General features: G+C 59.1%; 19 protein-coding genes. 11 read left to right on the forward strand and 8 right to left on the reverse strand.

Features of this window, described 5'->3' with window-relative positions; genetic code table 11:
• Nucleotides 1-331 precede the first annotated feature (331 nt).
• The 5 genes from CRD13_RS06890 to CRD13_RS06910 all read left to right on the forward strand — a co-directional run bounded on the left by CRD13_RS06890 (nucleotide 332) and on the right by CRD13_RS06910 (nucleotide 6,262).
• Nucleotides 332-1,375: an alpha/beta hydrolase family protein gene (locus CRD13_RS06890; RefSeq protein ID WP_049193152.1), complete on the forward strand. Its 1,044-nt coding sequence runs from the start codon at nucleotides 332-334 to the stop codon at nucleotides 1,373-1,375.
• A 549-nt stretch (nucleotides 1,376-1,924) separates the two neighbouring features.
• Entirely contained in the window at nucleotides 1,925-4,036 is a 2,112-nt protein-coding gene (locus CRD13_RS06895) for an alpha/beta hydrolase-fold protein (RefSeq protein ID WP_187401459.1), read from the forward strand.
• A 37-nt stretch (nucleotides 4,037-4,073) separates the two neighbouring features.
• Nucleotides 4,074-4,562, forward strand: coding sequence for a DUF732 domain-containing protein (locus CRD13_RS06900; RefSeq protein WP_016421642.1), 489 nt, complete (start codon nucleotides 4,074-4,076; stop codon nucleotides 4,560-4,562).
• A gap of 5 nt (nucleotides 4,563-4,567) precedes the next feature.
• On the forward strand, nucleotides 4,568-5,491 hold the full coding sequence (locus CRD13_RS06905; protein WP_187401460.1) for a cutinase family protein: 924 nt from the start codon (nucleotides 4,568-4,570) through the stop codon (nucleotides 5,489-5,491).
• Nucleotides 5,492-5,704: 213 nt separating this feature from the next.
• On the forward strand, nucleotides 5,705-6,262 hold the full coding sequence (locus tag CRD13_RS06910; protein ID WP_187401461.1) for a TM2 domain-containing protein: 558 nt from the start codon (nucleotides 5,705-5,707) through the stop codon (nucleotides 6,260-6,262).
• A gap of 18 nt (nucleotides 6,263-6,280) precedes the next feature.
• On the opposite strand, the gene CRD13_RS06915 is transcribed toward CRD13_RS06910, so the two are convergent.
• The 7 genes from CRD13_RS06915 to trmB all read right to left on the reverse strand — a co-directional run bounded on the left by CRD13_RS06915 (nucleotide 6,281) and on the right by trmB (nucleotide 12,857).
• Nucleotides 6,281-7,645, reverse strand: coding sequence for a PFL family protein (locus CRD13_RS06915; RefSeq protein WP_147766142.1), 1,365 nt, complete (start codon nucleotides 7,643-7,645; stop codon nucleotides 6,281-6,283).
• A gap of 14 nt (nucleotides 7,646-7,659) precedes the next feature.
• Nucleotides 7,660-7,929, reverse strand: a complete 270-nt coding sequence (locus tag CRD13_RS06920) for an ACT domain-containing protein (protein WP_016421638.1) — start codon at nucleotides 7,927-7,929, stop codon at nucleotides 7,660-7,662.
• Between the two features lie 240 nt (nucleotides 7,930-8,169).
• Nucleotides 8,170-9,696 carry a peptide MFS transporter gene (locus CRD13_RS06925; RefSeq protein ID WP_016421637.1) on the reverse strand — a complete coding sequence of 509 codons (1,527 nt, stop codon included), beginning with the start codon at nucleotides 9,694-9,696 and terminating at the stop codon, nucleotides 8,170-8,172.
• A gap of 87 nt (nucleotides 9,697-9,783) precedes the next feature.
• Nucleotides 9,784-10,155, reverse strand: coding sequence for a DUF3054 domain-containing protein (locus tag CRD13_RS06930; protein ID WP_016421636.1), 372 nt, complete (start codon nucleotides 10,153-10,155; stop codon nucleotides 9,784-9,786).
• Nucleotides 10,156-10,217: 62 nt separating this feature from the next.
• Nucleotides 10,218-11,198: a YbhN family protein gene (locus CRD13_RS06935; RefSeq protein WP_242458653.1), complete on the reverse strand. Its 981-nt coding sequence runs from the start codon at nucleotides 11,196-11,198 to the stop codon at nucleotides 10,218-10,220.
• Nucleotides 11,199-11,320: 122 nt separating this feature from the next.
• Nucleotides 11,321-12,004, reverse strand: coding sequence for an NYN domain-containing protein (locus tag CRD13_RS06940; RefSeq protein WP_049171810.1), 684 nt, complete (start codon nucleotides 12,002-12,004; stop codon nucleotides 11,321-11,323).
• Between the two features lie 4 nt (nucleotides 12,005-12,008).
• Complete coding sequence (gene trmB, locus CRD13_RS06945) at nucleotides 12,009-12,857, reverse strand: tRNA (guanosine(46)-N7)-methyltransferase TrmB (RefSeq protein WP_231367157.1); 849 nt, start codon at nucleotides 12,855-12,857, stop codon at nucleotides 12,009-12,011.
• A gap of 324 nt (nucleotides 12,858-13,181) precedes the next feature.
• On the opposite strand from trmB, the gene CRD13_RS06950 reads away from it, so the two are divergent.
• The 6 genes from CRD13_RS06950 (at nucleotide 13,182) to CRD13_RS06975 (ending at nucleotide 19,312) form a co-directional block, all read left to right on the forward strand.
• Nucleotides 13,182-13,724, forward strand: coding sequence for a hypothetical protein (locus CRD13_RS06950; RefSeq protein ID WP_070605247.1), 543 nt, complete (start codon nucleotides 13,182-13,184; stop codon nucleotides 13,722-13,724).
• The gene (locus CRD13_RS06955) at nucleotides 13,706-14,734 is read left to right on the forward strand and encodes a hypothetical protein (RefSeq protein ID WP_187401462.1); all 1,029 of its coding nucleotides are present in this window, start codon (nucleotides 13,706-13,708) and stop codon (nucleotides 14,732-14,734) included. The genes CRD13_RS06950 and CRD13_RS06955 overlap by 19 nt, the downstream gene beginning before the upstream one ends.
• 34 nt (nucleotides 14,735-14,768) lie before the next feature.
• Entirely contained in the window at nucleotides 14,769-15,194 is a 426-nt protein-coding gene (locus tag CRD13_RS06960; protein ID WP_049171803.1) for a DUF6802 family protein, read from the forward strand.
• A gap of 298 nt (nucleotides 15,195-15,492) precedes the next feature.
• Entirely contained in the window at nucleotides 15,493-17,328 is a 1,836-nt protein-coding gene (locus tag CRD13_RS06965; protein WP_049171801.1) for a phosphoenolpyruvate carboxykinase (GTP), read from the forward strand.
• A 112-nt stretch (nucleotides 17,329-17,440) separates the two neighbouring features.
• Nucleotides 17,441-17,914 carry an Rrf2 family transcriptional regulator gene (locus CRD13_RS06970; protein ID WP_049193165.1) on the forward strand — a complete coding sequence of 158 codons (474 nt, stop codon included), beginning with the start codon at nucleotides 17,441-17,443 and terminating at the stop codon, nucleotides 17,912-17,914.
• A gap of 201 nt (nucleotides 17,915-18,115) precedes the next feature.
• Nucleotides 18,116-19,312 carry a globin domain-containing protein gene (locus CRD13_RS06975; RefSeq protein WP_187401463.1) on the forward strand — a complete coding sequence of 399 codons (1,197 nt, stop codon included), beginning with the start codon at nucleotides 18,116-18,118 and terminating at the stop codon, nucleotides 19,310-19,312.
• Nucleotides 19,313-19,427: 115 nt separating this feature from the next.
• On the opposite strand, the gene CRD13_RS06980 is transcribed toward CRD13_RS06975, so the two are convergent.
• Nucleotides 19,428-20,534, reverse strand: coding sequence for a nitronate monooxygenase family protein (locus CRD13_RS06980; protein ID WP_187401464.1), 1,107 nt, complete (start codon nucleotides 20,532-20,534; stop codon nucleotides 19,428-19,430).
• Nucleotides 20,535-20,604: the final 70 nt, after the last annotated feature.

Below are 20,604 nucleotides of genomic sequence, written 5' to 3' on the forward strand. Positions count from 1 at the left end.
TGTTTGGGGTTCTTGTAGGCGTGTTTTAGGTTTCTCAGTCAGTCCTACGGATTAGTCGGGGCGGAATTACAATTTTGTAATTCCATGCTGGTAAACATTGTTTCTCCTTGTGGTGGATAGTTTTGAGGGGAAATGTGAGAAATATTACGGAATGATTACGATTTAAACTTGGATGTAGGGAAACGATTGAGTATCGTTACATACTCGAGATTCTTTTGTGGGGTCTCCAGTTGTCGCGTCACAACTGGAAGCAGAAAAGCGAAAGCTCGCGTAAGCGACTGCCTCCGAAAAGTCTGGCGCGGAGGTAAGTCCGAAAGTAAAGAGGAGAACGATGAGCTTTACTGCAGTGAGTCGTAACTTCACGGTGAAGGTCGTAGCTGCCCTTGTGGCTGTTGCAATGGTGTTTGGTGGCATCATGCTCGCATCCGCGAAGGATGCGAGTGCTGATCCAAACCGTGATCGACTGCGTCCAGGCTGTGAGTGGGATCCATACAACTGGTGGGTTCAGTACTGCCAGGTCTTCTCGCCGGCTATGAACCGCAATATTCCGGTTCAGATTAAGGCGGCTACTGGTGGCGGCGATGCGTCCCTGTACATGCTCGACGGTCTGTGGGGCTTTAATAAGGGCGCGTCCGGTTGGATTTGGTCGGGTCACATTGCTCAGACCTTCGCCAATGACAACATCACTCTGGTTGCGCCGGCTGCTGGCGATGGCTCCTTCTACACCGACTGGAATACCCCGGCTGTGACTGCTGAGGGTCCGAAGATCCAGAAGTGGGAGACCTTCCTGACTCAGGAGCTGCCGGTCTATCTGCAGCGTGAGTTTGGTGTCAACCCGAACCGCAACGCAATCGCTGGTTTGTCCATGGGTGCGGCTGCGGCGGTTTCTTTGGCAGCCCGCCACCGTGACCAGTTCAAGCATGTTACTTCGCTGTCCGGTTACTACCAGATGTCGAACGAGGTAGTTGCTACGGGTACCACTGCAATGGTGGCTAGCACTGGTGTAGTGAATCCGACTGGCATGTGGGGTCTTCCGGTTCCGGCTTCGGCGGAACGCCAGGCCCATGACCCTTCGATGCTGCTCGACCAGCTCAAGGGGCTGCCGATGTATGTTTCCTCCGCCCAGGGTGTTCAGAGCCTGTGGAGTGATCCGGAGGTTTTGAACCGTCCGGTGCCGCAGCTCCCTGACACCGTCTGGCGTGCCGTGATGGAGTCCGTATCCCGCGCTTCGACGCAGCGCTTTGAGCAGGATGCTCGCGCTGCCGGCCTCAATGCGCAGTTTGTCTACAGCCCGAACGGTATCCACTCGTGGGAGCTGTGGGGCCGTGATGCCGCGCTTGCTCGCCCGCACATTCTTCGGGCGCTGGGCCTTTAGGTCGATAGTTATTTCAGGGCGCTCTGGCGCGCTGACCTAGCGCTGGTGCTGGATGACTTCTTAAAGGGGCTAGCTTCTTAAGAAGTCTCAATTTTGAAGAAAGACCAATCCTTTTGTTGGGATTGGTCTTTTTTCTGTGTCGAGTCCGGGTTTGGATGCTGAGCGGAAGGTGTGGGTAACGGCCTACAGAGGGGCGCAAAGAGTTGCGCTGTCAAAGCTTGAATTCAGTTCCTTTTGCGTGTGTCTCCACGGTTTTTACCCGTAAGAGGGTAAACATGAGAGTCGAACCTTAAAGTAAAGGGTGAAGCTATTCAGGTAGCTATACCGTTTGTTTCGCAGAACGTGTGTGAGATTCTTCGTGCAGCGGCACGCCGGAGGAGGGGAACCTTCGGATACGTTGCTGGTCACCACGTAATTCTGCGAAGCCGAACGGTAAACGCATAGCTCTAGCGCCGCGTGATGCTATCTGCAGGTGCCTAACCGGCGCCGGTGCAACACTCAACGTCTCAAATAATTTCAACCAGCGACTTTGTAAAGGGAAGCCCTCTTATGCGCGTAACCGCTAGATTCCTCCGTGGTGGCCTCGGCAACAGCCGGAAGTCATCGCGGGCGTTGACCGCACTTTTGGCACTACCGTTGACTCTCGCTCTCGGTGCCCCTGCTGCAGTGGCGGCTCCCGAGCCAGCTCAGCCAGGTCTGCCTAGCTACGAGGAACTTCAGGCCGTTCAGGGGCAGTTGGCTCAATCTGAAGACCTGGGAGACCTTGCTAAGGCCGCTGAAGCAGCGCAAGCTGCTGGTGCGCAGCTACCTGGCCTGGGTATGCCGAAGCCGATGCCAGGGCCGGAGCGTACGCCATTTAAAGTCGATACTCCCGCAGTGGCGAACCTGCCCAGCGGAGTCAGCGTAGACAAGGTCGAGTGGTACACAGATCACCACGTCATTGCGCACATTCGCTCGGCTGCCATGCCGGAGAAGCCAATTCAGGTTGAGATTTTGCTGCCGCGCGATTGGTACCGCGACAAGGAGCGCACATTCCCGAGCGTCTATCACCTTGACGGTATGGCATCGTTTGATGACTACTCCGGTTGGATTCGCGCTACCAATATCGAGCGCTTCTACGAGGACAAGAATGTCCTGGTGGTTATGCCCGCCGGCGGTACATCGTCCTTCTACTCTGACTGGGATCAGCCGGATAACGGTCAGAACTACAAGTGGGAGAGCTTCATTACTAAGGAGCTCGTGCCGGTTATCACCAACGGCTTCCGCGGCAACGATGAACGCGGCATTATCGGTATCTCCATGGGAGCTACCGGTGCTTACAACGTTGCAGCACACTCTCCGGAGCTGTGGAAGTTTGCCGGTAGCCTCTCTGGTTACCTGGATATGACTTCGCCGGGCATGCCGCAGGCAATCTCTCTGGCGATGAAGAACACCGGTGGCTATGACGCGACGAAGATGTGGGGCCCGCTCGGTTCGCAGCGTTGGAAGGACAATGATCCGAAGCTGAACATCGACAAGCTCAAGGGCATGTCGCTGTACATCTCGGCGGGTAACGGCAACACCGGTGAGTGGGACGTGCCGTCGCAGATCGATCCGACGAAGCCGGACAATCCGACCGGTTACGCATTGGAAGTGCTTTCCCGCATGACCAGTGAGACCTTCATCCGGAATGCTCGGGAAAAGGGCGTCGAGCCGGTTGTGAACTTCCGGAGCTCGGGTACTCACACTTGGCCGTACTGGCAATTTGAGGTCAGTCAGGCCTGGCCAACGCTGGCCGATGCACTGCAGTTGCCGGAGTCCGATCGTGGCGCTGTCTGCCGCGTAGGTGGCGAGATTGAAAAGGCCGTCGCATCGCTGCCGGGAATCGGCACCTGCCTGTCGGATGAGTATGGCGTCGCCAAGAATGGCGTGGCTCAGGACTTTACCGGCGGTACCGCCTACTGGCACCCGGATTCCGGGGCACATGTGGTCTGGGGACGCATCGGTTCGCGTTACAACGAGCTCGGTGGTCCGTCCTCGCCGCTCGGCTACCCAGTGACCAACGAACTGGCTACGCCGGATGGCTCGGGACGATTCGTCCACTTCGAAAAGGGCTCGATTTACTGGACTCCGGAAGGCGGAGCCCACGAAGTCACCGGCGACATTATGAACGTCTGGGGCAAGGCCGGCTTCGAGACCGGTCCGCTGGGCTACCCAGTCGCCAACCACCGCGATATTCCGGGCGGTGTCGCCCAGGACTTCCAGGGTGGCACCATCGTCAAGATCGGCGGCGAAGAACCTCGCATCGTGCGTGGTGAAATCGGCCGTGTCTACAAGGAGCTCGGTGGCGCTGAGTCCGATCTGGGTCTGCCTGTCGACGGCGACGAGGTCAAGCTCGCCCGCGGCGCTTTCCAGCGCTTCGAACACGGTGCCATTTACTGGACTCCGGAAACTGGTGCACAGCCGGTGCGCTCCAACGACATCACTGACCACTGGGGCAGCACTGGCTACGAGAATGGCCCGTTCGGCTACCCGGTCGGCCCACTGCAGCCAGTCAAGGCCGGCGGTCTTGAGCAGCAGTTCGAGGGTGGCTGGATCCGTCAGCTCAACGGCAAGATTGTCGAAGAGCGCAATAAGCCAGATGCACCGGCCCCAGCCGCCGACAACGCTGATGACAAGTAAGCCAACCAAAGCAGGGCACTGAGTAGGGGATAGACAAATGTCCATGAACAAGTCCTTCCGGACACTGGCTACAACCACAGCTGTTGCGCTGCTGACCTTCGGAGTGGCCGCCTGTGGCAGTTCCACAGTGGAATCTTCGGAGGTCACCTCGTCGACGACTACGAAGACCTCCACGACGTCGTCAAGCACGAAGACTTCTGCGCCGAAGTCGAGCGAAAAGTCTGCGCCGGAGATCACAGATCCCCAAGCTAAGCGCGTGGACGAAGCGCCCGATGGGCAGATGAAGCTCAGCGAGGCGGACGATTCATACCTCGGAGCGCTGGAAAAAGCGGGAATCGATGTTGATGGGGTGGAGGATCAGCTCATCGGCACAGGTCGCGCGGCATGCGCGGACGCACCGGAGGAGGAGCGTGAAGTCATCGCGCTGGCGATTGCCGGGCAGCTGGTCGCACAGGGGCGCTCACAGGAAAGCGCCGAGGAAGTGGCGAAGACTATTGCAAGCTCCGCTAAAAAGGCGTATTGCTAGCACTCATGCGTAAAGTGCTGACAATTCTGGCGGTCATTGTGCTGGTGGCCGCTATTGGCTTCGGCGTAGTGCAATGGCTTAACGACGACCAAGGCGGTCAAACCCCACCGACCCCCGGTGACGATGGCGGGGTTCTGGCCGAACAACCCGAGTGGTGCCCGGCGGTAGAAGTTATCGCTGTGCCCGGAACTGCGGAATCGCGTGCTGACGATGATCCGATGGCCCCGACCGCGAACCCGCATTCGCTGCTGCTTGGTCTGACGAACTCGATTTCGGAGTCCTACTCGGAGGGTGATGTCAAGGTCTGGACTACGCCGTACCCGGCACAGATCAAGACGCATCAGCTGCCCGACCAACTCACTTACGATGATTCGCAGGCAGTCGGGCGCGATGTCACCGCTAAGGAAATGGCTGACTTGCACGGGCAGTGTCCACTGACGGACTTCGTCCTGATGGGCTTCTCCCAGGGGGCAGCTGTCGCAGGTGATTTGGCCTCTGACATCGGCAATGGCCGCGGTGTAGTTCCGGCCGAGCGCATCGCGGGCGTGGCTCTGTTGGGCGACCCGCGGCGTGACCCCAATCAGGGCGTGAACCAGGGCGTTCCGCTGGCTGGTGTGGGCGTCGAGCTGTCATTGCAGCCGCTTGGCGGCATTGTGCAGGCTGTGGTTCCGGGCGCAACGATGCGCGGTCCACGAGACGGCTTTGGGCCTCTTAATGACAAGGTCCAGAATGTCTGCGTGCCATCGGACTCCTTCTGTGATGTGCCTCCGGGAGTGGCCGATGCGATTGCACGAGCGCAGGAGATGATTACCGGCGCGGGTGCGCACGCGACCTACGCCACGAATGATGTGGCAATTCCGGGGACGACTCCGCTGGCCTGGACTGAGGGTTGGGCTCGCGAACTGATTGAGCAATCGCTGGCGCGGTAGAGGCAGCTCGAAATGTGCGAGACGCCCCCGACGGGGACTTGCTGTTAGAATCTTGCTCAAGAACTGGTGTTTAATGTTCCAAAACAACAGTTTCGCTAAAATTTCGAAAGAAATTGACAAAAATTGCAGGAAGCAGTCTGACGGAACCGGTTATTATCGCCCAAGGAACTGCTGTTCATGACCGGGGAAATCTAGGCGAAAAGGTAGGGTGCAATGACGAATCCGACAAACCCATATGGAGATTTCGACGAAGACGGTATGCCGAGGTCCAAGGGGAAGTTCGCCGACAGCTCGGGTGCTTACAGCTCCGGTATGCCGTACTCGGATCCATACCCACCGCAGCAGCCGAACATGGGGCAGGGCTATCAGGACCCGAGCCAGCACAATTTCCACAACGGGTACTCGAATCCGTATCAGAGTGGTTACCCAAACCAGCAGGCGCCGGCGTATTCCGCTGGCTTCGGCGGCCCGAACCCGCACCAGGGCTACGGGGGCGCAGGTTCCCCTGTCTCGGATAAGTCCAAGATTGCAGCGGCTCTGCTTGCTTTCTTCCTGGGCACCCTGGGTGTTCACAATTTCTACTTGGGGCACAACTCGCGTGGTGCTATTCAGCTAGCACTGACGGTATTCGGCTGGATTACCGCCATCTTCCTGGTTGGCTTCTTCCTCATTATCGGCGTCAGCATTTGGGCATTTATCGAGTTCATTTTGATTCTCGTCGGTAGCGGCTCCTACGCCTATGACGCAAATGGGCGCCGCCTGCAATCGTAGGAGCCTCGTCCGAATCCGCTAGTTCCTGAAGCCGTGCACCGGCGCGGGGATGTAGCCGCCGCGGGCAATGAACTCGGCATTGCCCTTGGCATTGACATCAATGACCGGCGCATATCCGAGCAGACCACCGAAGTTCACCTCATCGCCCGGCTTGGTACCCGGCACCGGAATGAGGCGGGCGGCGGTGGTTTTGTGGTTCATCACACCGATGGCGGCCTCGTCGGCAATCATGCCGGAAATCGTGGTCGCAGGCGTGTCACCAGGAATTGCAATCATGTCGAAGCCCACCGAACAAATAGAGGTCATCGCCTCCAGCTTGTCCATGCTGATCGACCCCGCACGGACAGCATCAATCATGCCCTTGTCCTCAGAGACCGGGATGAACGACCCGGACAGTCCACCGACGCGTGAACAAGCCATCAGGCCGCCTTTCTTGACGGCGTCGTTAAGCAGTGCCAGCGCGGCAGTGGTGCCGTGCGTGCCGACCTGCTCCAATCCCATGTGTTCGAGAATATGAGCGACGGAGTCACCCATCTCAGCGGTCGGCGCGAGCGAGAGATCCACGATGCCAAAAGGCACGCCCAGGCGCTCCGACGCCATCGTGCCGACCAGCTGACCCGTACGTGTGATCTTGAACGCCGCCTTCTTAATCTCCTCGGCGACTTCGTTGAAGCTGGCGCCCTGTAGATCGCCGAGCGCGCGATCGACCACCCCCGGACCCGAAACGCCGACGGATACGACACAATCGGGCTCCCCGACGCCGTGGAACGCGCCGGCCATGAACGGATTGTCGCCCACCGCATTGGCGAAAACCACCAGCTTGGCGCAGGCAATCGAGCTGCGGTCAGCGGTTTGCGCCGCGGCTTCCTTCACCACCTCGCCCATGCGACGCACTGCATCCATGTTGATGCCCGCGCGTGACGACGCTACGTTGACCGAGCTGCACACCAATTCGGTCTCGCTCAGAGCGTGGGGAATGGAGTCGATGAGCCGCTTCTCGCTGGTCGTCGCACCCTTTTCGACGAGCGCCGAGTAGCCGCCGAGGAAGTTCACGCCAGAATCGCGGGCGGCGCGGTCGAGGGCCTTGGCCACCACGGTGGGATCGCCTTCGCAACCGGCCGTGATGAGGGAAACCGGTGTGACGGAGATGCGCTTATTGACAATCGGAATGCCCAGCTCCGCCTCGATACCCTCACAGACCTCCACGAGGCGAGCGGCCTGCGTGGTCACGCGGTCATACACCGCCTGGGCGGTGGCTTCCATTCCAGAGCGAGAGCACTCGAGCAGGGAAATTCCCATAGTGACCGTCCGGATATCCAGACGGTACTTCTCGATCATGTCAATGGTGTCGAGGAACTTAGATTGCGCGAAGTTGAAATCCATCCTGGTCGCGCCCTTTAAATCTCGTTGACGGCGTTGAATAGCGCCTCAGACTGGATTCGAATGACAAGCCCCTCCCGCTTGCCGACGGAATCCATGTAACCCTGCAGCGTGCTGATAGGGGTGGCCTTCTCGTTGAACTCCACCCGCAGGATCATGGTGAACCATTTATCCATGAGGGTCTGGGAAACATCGACGATGTTGACGTCCTGCTCCGCCAGAGCAGTGGTGACGGCGGCGATGATGCCGGTGTGATCCTCGCCGGTGACGGTAATGATGGCAAACATGGCCTCAATTTTAGCCGGTGGGGAGGTGGGGAAAACTTGTGGATGGCGGTTGTGCTGGTGGCAAGTTTGTGGCGAAGCATGTTCAGGGCCACCCAAAAAACACTTCACGACACCTATGTCACCTCGTGCCATCTGTGGAGGCGGCATGAGGTGACATAGGTGTCGTGAAGTGGGGAGGAGGGGGAGGGGCGTGGGCTGTGCCAGAGCGGGGGCCAGCCTTACGGATCCGGCCCTACGGCCCTATCGGACGTCGACGAACTCCTTGACAATCCACTTGCGCAGGGCGAGCAGAATCAAGCCCAGGACAACCGAGGCGATACCCAGGGTGATGAAGAAGGTGTTCTCAGCAGCGGCATCCTCATAGTTGTAGAAGCCGGCCAGGGTGCCTGCCAGCGAAGTACCCATAGCGACTGCCATCAGCCAGACGGCCATCATGCGCGACGGGAATGCTGCCGGAGCGACCTTGGTAGCAAGGGCGTTGCCGACCGGGCTCAGCATGAGCTCACCCATGGTGAACAGGAAGAGAATCCAGATAATCGCATACAGCGGAGTGGAGTTCTCACCGCCACCGGAGAATGGGATGAAGAAGAACAGCGAGATACCGATGATGATGTTGGCGACACCGAACTTCACTGGGGTGGACCACTGGCGGTCACCAAGCTTGGACCAGGCGGCTGCAAAGACCATCGAGAAGGCGATGATGAAGATCGGGTTGATCGAGTTAATCCAGGCCGGGGACATTTCCCAACCGAAGATCTCGCGGTCGAGGCGGATGTCCGAGTAGATGGCCAGCACCGTGAACTGCTGCTGGAAGATACCGAAGAACAGCACGCCTGAGACGAACATCGGGATGAAGCCGACCAGGCGAGTCTTCTCCGATTTCGTCGTAAGTGGCGAGGAGTACATCTGCCACCACAGCACCACAGCGGCGATCAGTGCAATCACTGTGACCACAGTGGAAAGAGTCGTGACCGGAACAATTCCGGTGGAAACCAGCGTAACCGAGACAACAGTGATGACCACTGCGATGCCAATCCATACCGGGTACTGCTTCTTCGGCAGCGGGTTCGGAATCTCATGGCCAGCCTCGGCGATGGTGGACTTGCGCATCAGGATGTACTGAATCAGACCGGCAGCCATACCGATAGCGGCCAGGCCGAAGCCCCAGTGGAAGCCCTTCATTCCCCAGATCCAGCCGGTGAGCAGTGGGCCGAACAGGGCACCGATATTGACGCCCATGTAGAAGATGGAGAAGCCGGCGTCACGACGCGGGTCGTCCTTTGCGTAGAGCTGACCCAGCACGACCTGTGCGTTGGTCTTCACGCCGCCGGAGCCGATTGCGATGGAGACAAGGCCAATAGCCAGGCCAATCACGCCGGGGATGAATGCCAAGGAGATGTGGCCAAACATGACCAGGATGGCGGAGTAGAACAGTGTCCGCTCCGAGCCAAGGATACGGTCAGCAACCAGAGAGGCAACGAGTGCGGCCATGTAGACAAGACCGCCGTAAGCACCGACGATAGAGGTAGCAGCACCCTTGTCCAGGCCGAGACCGCCCTGAGTGGTCTCGTAGTACATGTAGAAAGCCAGGATGGCCTGCATGCCGTAGAAGCTGAAGCGCTCCCACATTTCGATGCCGAAGAGATTGGCGAGACCCCACGGTTGGCCCATGAAGGTGCGGTCTTCGCTGGACCCTGCGGGGTTATGAGTTCGTTGGGTCTCAGCAGTTGGTTGATTGCCGAGAGCCTCGTCTGAAGATTTGTCCATTCTTCAATTATCGAGGCGGAGTGCAAAAATTAAAAACCAGATTTAGTCAGTGAACTAAATCGAAGGGTTAGGAACGGGGCCAAAGGCTTAGTCCAGAGACTTACGAGCAACCGCATTCGACGCTGCTCGCCAACCCAGCAGCAGCAAGGCGCTCATGACTGAGGCAACCAGAATGAAGGACCAGTGCGGGACTGCCGAATTGCGGGTGGCCCACACAGCTAGGCCGACGACGACAGTGCCGAGCCACACAATTGCGCCTGAACTCACTGCACGCGGGTTCGGCTCGTTCTTAATCAGCGCGGTGCCCAGGAGGACACCGAATGCGAACGGCCACCAGGTATCGAGGATATTGATGAAGGTAAAAGGATCCTCGGGAGTGTTGTGAGCCAGACGTGCCAACACGGCGAAAATAAAGATGGCGAGGATGTCAATCAAGAACGTCGATACGCGTGTGTTCATGCTTCTTAGTCTAGCGACCCCTCAGATTGGTGGGTGACCAGCGACCAGCGGCGAGGAAGCCATTAGCGGTCAGCGACTGGCTGATGCTCGGGCTGATCCTTGTGGTCGAAGCCGAGGGCGTAGATAATCCAGCCCACAATTGCCACCAGGACGAAGGAAACGATGCGGTAGACCAGCACCGCTGCAAAGGCCTCGGCGCCGGTGGTGCCGCCTGCGATGAGAGCCGCGGTCAAAGCGGCCTCGACAGTGCCGATGCCGCCCGGTGTGGCCTGGATGAAACCTGCGAGCTTGCCGGTTACGAAAGCCAGCAGCACCTTCGTAGCGGAGATGTCATCGACACCAACGGCACGGATGGCGGCGTAGAGACAGACAATTTCCGCGACCCAGTTGATAAAGGACCAGGTGAAGGAAAGAGCCAAAGTTTGCACGGGCAACTTCACGCTGGTCAGCTGTTTGACGGACTCTTCAAGTCGGTCGACATCGGTGTCCGCGGGCTTCTTTCGAATCTTGTTAAAGACACGCAGACACCACGCGCCTGTCTTGTTGAGAAAAGCCGGGTTCTGCGAAATCCGCCACAGCAAAATGGTGGCTAGTAAAACCGCAATTGCCATAGCGATGAGCACTGCGGTCGTGCCACCCTGTCCGACGAAGAAGAGGCTGCCAAGCCCCAGAAATGCCAGACCTAAAAACGACAACGCGCCCGAAAAAAGCACGAACCAGCTGACAAGGACCGCGGATGCGCCCCACTGCATCATGCGCTTAATCTGCAGCGCCGTGGAGAATGCGGCACCACCGGGAACGGTGACCGCCCACGCGTTGGATGCGAGGGTTAGCGCATTGGTGCTACGGCGAGTGGCTGCTTTTACGCCTCCAGCTCGCAACAGCAGACGCATCACTTCCGCCATCGCGTAGAGCGAAAAAGCCACGGAAAAAATGGCGATGAACAGCCACTTAGCATCGACATCCGCAAGGATTTGGAGCCCCTGGACGACGCTGTCCCAGTTTCTTACCGTCAGGACGATACCGGCAATCACGAGGGCCACGAGGATTATCGATCGTAGCCAGCTCGAATTGCCGGTTTTGAGGACTTTTTTAAGTCGTGACATAAATAAGAAGCCTGTTCGTCTTCCTGTTCGTCTCCCTAGACGTCGCCGCGGTGGTCTCCCTAGTCGTCGTTCTTGCCGTCGCGCTCCTTGAGCAACGACGTGAGCGGACGGAACGGCTGCAGCCACGCACCGCCATCAGGCAGGCGGTCGAGATCGATACGCGGTAGCGGCTCGCGGAAGACGCCCTTGATTTCCTCCAGGTCAACGAAGCGAATCGCATCGGAGGCCAGCGCCCAGGAAGCGTGCTCGTGAAAACCGATGACGGTTACCCGAATCCCCTCGGATGCGAGCTTTTCCAACAGCTCCTGGAAATTCTGGCCATCGGCGGACGCAACGACGACACTGCGCAACACGCCTTCGTCGTAACGCCGTTGGATGTGCGCAATCATGTCGGGGTCAACGTCGGTGTCCTCTTCGATCTTCGGCTTTGCGAAGACCGCGAAACCGACATTGCGCAGAGCCTCGACCCAGGGGCGGACAATCTCCGCTGAGCCCGGGTTGACGTTGGTGAATACCGTGGCCTCGGGGAGGACATCGGAACCGATGTTGTGGGATACGCGCTCGGCTTCGTCGATAAGCCATTTGCCCACGGCGTCGAAGCGCGGGCGGTGTGCGGCGGTCGGGCGGGATCCCAAAATGGCGCCGAGCCCCATGTCCAAGTTCGGGGCGTCCCACACGAGTAGTGCGGTCGGGTGCGTCTCAGTGGTGTTGTAGCTGGCAGAGGTGTTTTGGGTAGTGCTCATGTTCCTATGCCTCTTTCTTGCGCCAGATGAACTCGTGGATGTCGTGGTCGAGGTTCAGGCCGCGGGCTTCGAACTTGGTCGTCGGTCGGTCGAGAAGCATGGGGGATTCCGGCCAGGGCCAGGCGATAGGCTCGAGCGTCGGCTCGACCTCGCGGAGCTCCTCGATCCACTCTGCGTAGTCCGCATGGTCGGTGGCGGCGTGGAAAATGCCGCCGGGCTTCAGACGCGAAGAAATCAGGCGCAACGTGCCAGACTGCACAATGCGGCGCTTGTGGTGGCGTGCCTTCGGCCACGGGTCCGGGAAGAACAGGCGCACGCCGGCCAGCGACTCCGGCTCGATCATGCGCTGCAAAACCTCGACGCCGTCGCCGCGGACCATGCGGATGTTCGACACCTCATTGCGCACGGTGGCGGAGAGTAGTTTCGCCAGGCCAGGGCGGTAAAGCTCAACGGCGATGATGTTGTGGTCCGGTTCCTGCGGAGCCATTGCCACGGTGGACGTGCCGGTGCCGCAGCCAATCTCGACGATGGTCGGGCCCTTGCGGCCGAACCATTCCTCCACGTCAATGACTTCGTCGGAGAGGACCTTGCCGTAAGTGTCCCAGTTGTCTTCCCAGATTTTTTCCTGGTTGGGGGTCAAAGTGCCGCGGCGGAAGGACAGATTGCCGATGCGCGGGTAGTCAAGACCGTCGTCGAATTGGGTCTTTTCCGGACGACCTGCAGGCAATTCGCCCTTCTTCGGCTGGCGCTCATGCGGCTGTACTGTCTGCTCGTCTCCGCGAGTTGGCAATGGTTCGGATTCCTGCGAAACCGCAGGCTGTTCGATATTTTCAGAAAAATCAGAAGTAGTCACGTTCCCTATTGTCCACGACATCGGCCAACTATCCAATCATTGCCCCTAGGATTTTTGTTGTTGTCCTGGCGGTTTCACGCCGGTTGACGATGCCGCGTCGTCCTGAACTGGCGGCACGGCGGGGCAATTTGTTTTGCCGACTTGCCGAATCCGCGGTCCGCTGTAGGCTGAACGCGAAGCCGCGCTTATTCGTTGGTTGAAGCGGTGCTTGGGGTCTGCCTAGCGCAGCGTTTCAGGGCGCGGAATCTGGCCTACGGGTCGTATGGGGGTTACGCAGGTTTTAACTAAACCACGCAGGGGATTTATGGGAGGGGACTAGGCCGGATGGACCTTATTTCCGCAACTGATGTCACGGAAACAACACAGCCGACAACGGGATCTACATCGTCGTCGTTGCGCGGTGCTGTGGTGGACTGGCTGTCATCACGGCAGGCCGCGCACTCGGACACCGCTAACACGAGCGGCGCGGAGGTGTGCGTCGCCAAGGCGCTTGAGCGCGAGAAACGGCCACCGATAATCTGCGCGCGATTGCGCAGGGGCGTGCGCGAAACCGCTGTGCGCGAGGCATTTTCGCAATGTCACGCGGAGCTGGCCGACAAGCTGTCCGCCCCTGTCGCGCTGGTCATCGAGCAACAACCGATTCGCCATTCGCTTGCCGACGAGTATTGCGACATCACCACAAACGAGACAGCTGAACACACCTTTTTGTTCAGTTCCGCGTTGCGGAAGATTGCTGAACGCTACGGTGCGGAAGGCGGATCACGCAATGATGACGGGCTACTCGCAGTGCAGTTGACTGAGATCGCGGCAGCCTTTCCCGCGGCTAGAGACAGCCTGGAGGAGTTGCTATGGCAACACCGGACGTAGTTGAGCCACGCCCGGTCTCGGCGGAGGGGTCTGAGCAGCCACCGCTCCTTGTCACCAAAGCCGGGGACGCGGCGGACCGCGCGGACTTCTCGCAGATCGTTGACACTGCGACGCCGCCACGTCGGCTGGAGTTTGTGGATAAACGCAGCGCCGTCGTGCTCTATGTTGCAGACAGCGAGGTGCAGCCCACGCGGGAGTGCGTCAGCACGGTTGCAGCAATTAGCCAGGCCACCGGTCGCGTTGCAGTTGGCCTGATTGGCAATGGTGAGTATGTCGAGGCCTGGCGTCAGGAAATCGACAGCACAATCCCGATGGGAGCGCTGGACGAGAGGATGGCCAGAACCCTGGTTCTGCTGGCAGAAGGCCCGCCCAGAAACTCGGGGGAAACACTGAGTGCGCGCCGGGCTCGAAATGTGCGAGCTCAGCTGGCGCAGGAGCGATCGCGCGGAGCCGGGGCGGCGGCGCGATTGCAGCGGAAGATGCAGTTGGCAGCTGAGAGTGCAGTGCGGGATGCGCTCCAGGAAGTGGCTGACGGCCCCGCGGGTGACCAAGCGGAACTTCAGGGCCGTGCCGAAATTGCAGCGACGCGGCTGCAGCAGCGGTGTGGCGACGAATTGGGCCTTCATGTGGAAATCCCGGTGCCCGCTCCAGAAAGTCCGGCTCGCCCCAGTTATGCCATGGACGCGCTGGTGGCGGTGGCCTCGCTTGGCGCGGCGGTCGGCGCAGTGCGGATCGTCCACGGGGTGCTGATGTGGGTTGGGGTGCCGACGCTTGTGGCGCAGCTGGTCGCACTTGCAATAGGCCTCGGCGTTGCGGTGGTGGCGGTGGGCGCAACGATTCGTCGTAACGCACGCCAACGCACCGCGCAGTGGCGGGCAAATTACCTCGCCCATCTGCGGCGAAAATGGACACAGTCCGTGGAGATGACGGTGCGCGAAGCCCTTGGTGCGCGGGGTCCGGGATGGCGAATAGAACAGCTGGCGGAGTACACCGGAGCGCCTGCACGATAGCCGTGACAGCCAAGAGGAATAGGGGGATATCACGATGGATGAGTTTTCATTACTGCAGTACTTTTCCGACCAACCCGCGTCCGAGGGCGGGGTGGAGGTGCGTTCGCCCGCTACGCCGTGTGGTTTGGAGGCGGCGACGCCGATTGATGGGCAGTCTGCGGACGTTGGTGGCGCCGGGTTGGTCGTGGAGGTCGATGGGCAGCTCTACGACCTCGGCGACGACGAGGGGTCAATTACGCTTGCCGACGACTCCGGGTTGTCGATCTATTCGGATTTAGACGGTGACGGCACGGTGGATCACGTTACGACGGTCCGTTTTGACGGCACTTGGGAGTCTTGGAGCAGCGATGATGTGAGGGCTGCTGACGCGATAGGCGGAGCGGCAGCGGAAACGGTATCAGCAGCGGGGAAGTGGGATGCGTACTCATGGGAGCAGTCTGCGCGGGGCAGCTGGGGCTAATGACTTTGGAACCGCTGCGCGCGGGGGTACCCGTGTCTCGGTTGCTTACAAATGGGGGTAACTGCAGCCAAAGGGTTAATGGTTGTAATTTTATGTGGTGAGGCTGGCCTTATTCGCTGGTTATAGCCATAAATGAACAGGTCGCAAGAATGGGGCGAGGAAAATTATTTGTTGTAAAGCCGTGATGTAACGGCTTGCAAATGAGGGAACGAGCCGATTGTCGATGTGGGGCCCGGCAACTTTCGGTATCCCCCGGTAGCCTTAAATTAAGACGCGAATCAATGAGTCAGGAGAACTGATGTCCGCACCTTCTATTCCTGGTCTCGAGGGCCAGGCCCCGACCGAGAACGCCGAACTGCTGCGCTGGATTGCTGAGGTCGTAGAACTGACCCAGCCAGACAAGGTTGTCTTTGCTGATGGCTCGGAAGAAGAGTGGAACCGCCTTACCCAGGACCTGGTTGATAAGGGAACTCTTATCAAGCTGAATGAGGAAAAGCGCCCGAACTCTTTCCTTGCCCGCTCTAACCCGAAGGACGTTGCTCGTGTGGAGTCCCGCACGTTCATCGCTTCTGAAAAGGAAGAGGACGCTGGCCCGACCAACAACTGGGCGGATCCGGTCGAGCTGAAGAAGGAAATGACCGAGCACTACCGCGGTTCCATGAAGGGTCGCACCATGTTCGTCGTTCCGTTCTGCATGGGTCCGATTACCGACCCGGAGCCGAAGCTGGGTGTTCAGCTGACCGACTCGGAGTACGTGGTTCTCTCCATGCGAATCATGACCCGCATGGGTCAGGATGCCCTGGACAAGATTGGTCCGGACGGGGACTTCGTCCACGCTCTGCACTCCGTTGGCGCTCCGCTGGAGGAAGGCCAGGAGGACGTTGCATGGCCGTGCAACGATGAGAAGTACATCACCCAGTTCCCGGAGACCAAGGAGATTTGGTCCTACGGTTCCGGCTACGGCGGAAACGCCATCCTGGCCAAGAAGTGCTACGCACTGCGTATCGCTTCGGTCATGGCCAAGGAAGAGGGCTGGATGGCTGAGCACATGCTCATCCTGAAGCTCACCAACCCAGAGGGCAAGGCCTACCACATCGCCGCTGCATTCCCGTCTGCATGTGGTAAGACCAACCTGGCTATGCTGACTCCGACCATCGAGGGCTGGAAGGCCGAGGTCGTCGGTGACGACATCGCATGGCTGAAGTTCGGTGAGGACGGCCGCCTGTACGCTGTCAACCCGGAGAACGGCTTCTTCGGTGTTGCACCGGGTACCAACTACTCCTCCAACCCGAACGCCATGAAGACCATGGAGGCCGGTAACACCCTGTTCACCAACGTCGCACTGACCGACGATGGCGACGTCTGGTGGGAAGGCATGGAAGGCAAGCCGGAGCACCTCATTGACTGGAAGGGCAATGACTGGACTCCGGATTCCGACGAGCTGTCCTCGCACCCGAACTCCCGTTACTGCACCCCGATTTCGCAGTGCCCGGTCGCTGCACCGGAGTATGACGACCCGCAGGGTGTCCCGATTGACGCCATCCTGTTCGGTGGCCGTCGCCCGGACACTGTGCCGCTGGTGACCCAGGCTCTGTCCTGGAACCACGCAACCTTCATCGGTGCAACCCTGGCTTCCGGTCAGACCGCTGCTTCCGCTGAGGCTAAGGTTGGCTCCCTGCGTCACGACCCGATGGCAATGCTGCCGTTCATTGGCTACAACGTCGGTGACTACCTGCAGCACTGGATTGACATGGGTGTCAAGGGCGGCGACAAGATGCCAGAGGTCTTCCTGGTCAACTGGTTCCGCCGCGGCGAAGACGGTCGCTTCCTGTGGCCGGGCTTCGGCGACAACTCCCGTGTTCTCAAGTGGATCATCGACCGCATTGAGGGCCGCGTTGGCGCCAAGGAGACCGTTGTTGGTCACACCGCTAAGGCAGAGGACCTGGACCTGACTGGCCTTGACATCGACTTCGCCGATGTCAAGGAAGCCCTGAAGGCGCCGGCTGCTAAGTGGCAGGGTGACCTCCCGGACAACGAGGAGTGGCTGAAGTTCCTCGGCGACCGCGTTCCGCAGGAGGTCTGGGACGAGTTCGAGGCTCTGAAGGCTCGTATCGAGAAGAGTCTGCAGGACTAAGATCTTGCTAGCTAGCCTTGCTAAAAGCTAGAACCTAGAACCACCCCCTTGTTGCCCGAAGTGGCTGGCAAGGGGGTGGTTTGTGCAGTACAACGATGAAGGGTGACACGCAATGCAACTAACGCTTTTCTCTGATTTGAGCCTGCGTGTCATCACTTTGATGGCGACGGGGGAGCCAAGGCGCAAATACACCGCTGCCGAGGTAGCGGAGTCTCTCAATGCGTCTCGCGCGCATGTTTCCAAGGTTGTCTCGCGGCTTGTGGAGCTCGGCTTCTTGGAAGCGGTCAAGGGGCGCAATGGTGGCATTTATCTGCGGGATTCGGCTACGGAAAAATCCGTCGGCAAGCTGCTGCGCACTCTGGAAAACAACGAGGTCGTCGATTGTGTCGGCACTGACTGTCCATTGCTGCCGACGTGCCTGTTACGCGGCAAGTTAGCGGCCGCACAGGAGGCGTTCTTCGCCGCGCTGGATCCGGTGTTGATTGCTGATCTCATTCCCGCCAAGTCGGTTGATGGTGCGGATGGTGATACTCCCGAGGGAGGTAGCTTGCCTGAGGGGTCGAGGCTCAATATTCGTCCGGTTTAGGTGGTTTAGGCGTAGAACTGAAGGCCTAATCTCGATTTGAAAAGAGCTGAGAGTGGTGCTGTCGAAGCTTGTCTGTCAAGACTTTTGGCGGCGCCGTTTCTGCAGCTAAAAGCGGTTGATTCGCAACTGCAAAGACTAGTTTTGGCGCCAACAAACCATATTGCGCAAACAAAATGCGCAATATAGTGATAGTGTGAAGTCATGCCAAACCTGAATGTCAACAAGAACGGCCTGACTCCAGAGCAGGCCGAAGTCGTCACCCAAACCCTGCCCGTCGTCGGTGCCAACATCGAGAAAATCACGCCGAACTTCTACAACCGGATGTTCGCTGCTCACCCCGAACTCATTGCCGATACCTTCAACCGCGGCAACCAGAAGCAGGGGGCTCAGCAGAAGGCGCTGGCGGCATCCGTCGCTACCTTCGCAGCTACCCTGGTCGACCCAGACGCTCCTGCCCCGGAGGAACTGCTTTCCCGCATCGGCCACAAGCACATTTCCGTTGGTATCAAGCCGGAGCAGTACCCAATCGTGCACAAGCACCTCTTCGATGCCATCGAGGAGATTCTTACCTCAGAGGTCTTTCAGGGAGCTGTCCGCGACGCATGGGATGCCGTCTACCTGGAGATGCAGCGTGTTCTCATCGACTTCGAGAAGGGGCTCTATGACGACCTCGGTGTCGAAGCAGGTGATGTTTTCCGCGCCGCTCACGTCGTCTCTCGTGAAGACCGCGGTGATGATGTCGCAGTATTCTCCGTCAAGCTTGACGACGAAACCCCCGTTTCCTACCTCCCGGGACAGTACATCTCCGTGCGTCAGACCATGCCGGACGGCGCCGGCCAGCTACGTCAATACTCTCTGGTCGGTGGCAAGGAAGGTGTGCTGACCTTCGCGGTTCGTCGTGTCGATGCCTCCGAGGACCTGCCGGCTGGCGAAGTTTCCACACAGCTGTGGGAAAAGGTGCAGCCGGGCGATGCCATCGAGATCTCTCTGCCGGCAGGTGACCTGGTGTTGGACACCAAATCAAACGACCCGGTGGTGCTTATTTCCGCAGGTATTGGTGCCACTCCCATGATCGGCATGTTGGATGCCCTGGTGGCTGGCGACTCTAAGCGAGATGTTGTCGTCCTCCACGCGGACCGTGCAGAAACCGCAGATGCCCTGCGCGCAGAGCGCAACAATGCTGTCGCCGCATTGGCCAATGCTCGCCAGCAGGTGTGGTACGAGCCGGATTTGATGAATCTGGCGGATGCGGAGCTGCCGGAGGGCGCTCAGTTCTACCTCTGTGGTGGCAACGGCTTCCTGCAGGCCATTCGCCAGCAGCTCGCCGATCGCGGTGTTGCTCGCGATAACGTTCACTTCGAGCTGTTCAGCCCGAACGATTGGCTGCTAGACGCTTAACACCACAACCGCGCCGTCGCCATGAAAGTCGTCGTCACAAATAAAGCCAAATGACCAGCCGCGATATATGTCCGGGGCTGGTCATTTTGCAGTTTGTAGCATCGGCGGCTTCGTATTACTCGGCCAAGCCGGAAAGCTCCGCAACAACCTCGCCCGCATATTGAACCTCGCACTGCGCAAACCCAATACCTGCCCATAAGTTGAGATATTCAGAATCGCCGGCCTTATTCGCCGCGCCTCGAATCGGCGTGGTCAAGTAGTGCAGTTGTGGGTAAAGTTCCGGCGCGATCCTAGAAAACTCCCGGGTAAACGTGTTCTCGATGGCACGCGCTGGCTTGCCGGAAAAAGCATGAGTCAAAACGGTGTCACGCCCCACCAAATCACGCAGTGCCCGTCGGTGCGTCTCCTTCGTACCCGCCTCCGCGGTGGTGAGGAACCGTGTGCCAGCTTGCACAGCCACCGCGCCGGCTTCCACAAGCTTGACGACGTCCTCTCGGTTACCCACCCCACCAGCGGCGATGATAGGTACATCGGTTACCGCACATGCTTCGGTGACTGCTTGGGCGAGCTCTTCTACAGAGGCCCCAATGCTGTCGGACGAATCCTTCCCCTTCACAAATGCGCGGTGCCCACCCGCAGCTAGTCCTTGCAGGACAATGCGATCAGCGCCAGCTGCAGCCGCCGCTCGTACGCCCTCAATTGAGGTCGCATTGAGCACCACGCTGCGGCCAGATTCCTTTACCTGAGCAATGACCTCGTTATCTGGGTAGCCAAAGGTAAAGGAGACGAACTTCAGGGCATCGGGATTGGGCAGAAAGTCATCAGCGAGAATTGCCTCGACTTTCGCCGAGAAGTAGTCATCTGACCAGGTCGGAGTGTCAGGCAAATCGATGTCGAAGTGGGCAGCAGCCGGCGCCAGACGATTACGAAAAGCGGTCCACTGAGCAAGTTCCTCCTCTGAGGTTCCGACACCGGCGTCAGCCGTGTTGGGGCAGAAGAGGTTGATGCCGAAACCTTTGCCGTCGTCAAGCAGTGTGCACGTCTGCTGTGCCTGTTCAGTGAGCTTTTCGACAGTGAGATAGCCGGCGGCAAGGGTGCCAAGCCCGCCAGCATTGGAAACGGCAGCGACGAGTTCGGGCGTGGATGGGCCACCGGCCATCGGTGCCAGGATGATTGATGAGCGTCGGAGGCTTTCGGGAGATTTCGGGGTCGTACTGCTCATAGGGCGAGAGTAACACTAAGGCCGGATTCCCCCGCGTGGGAGAACCCGGCCGGTTCCGACGAGCGACGTT

It is taken from the genome of Corynebacterium sp. LK26, assembly GCF_014335085.1.
Lineage (GTDB): Bacteria > Actinomycetota > Actinomycetes > Mycobacteriales > Mycobacteriaceae > Corynebacterium > Corynebacterium jeikeium_D.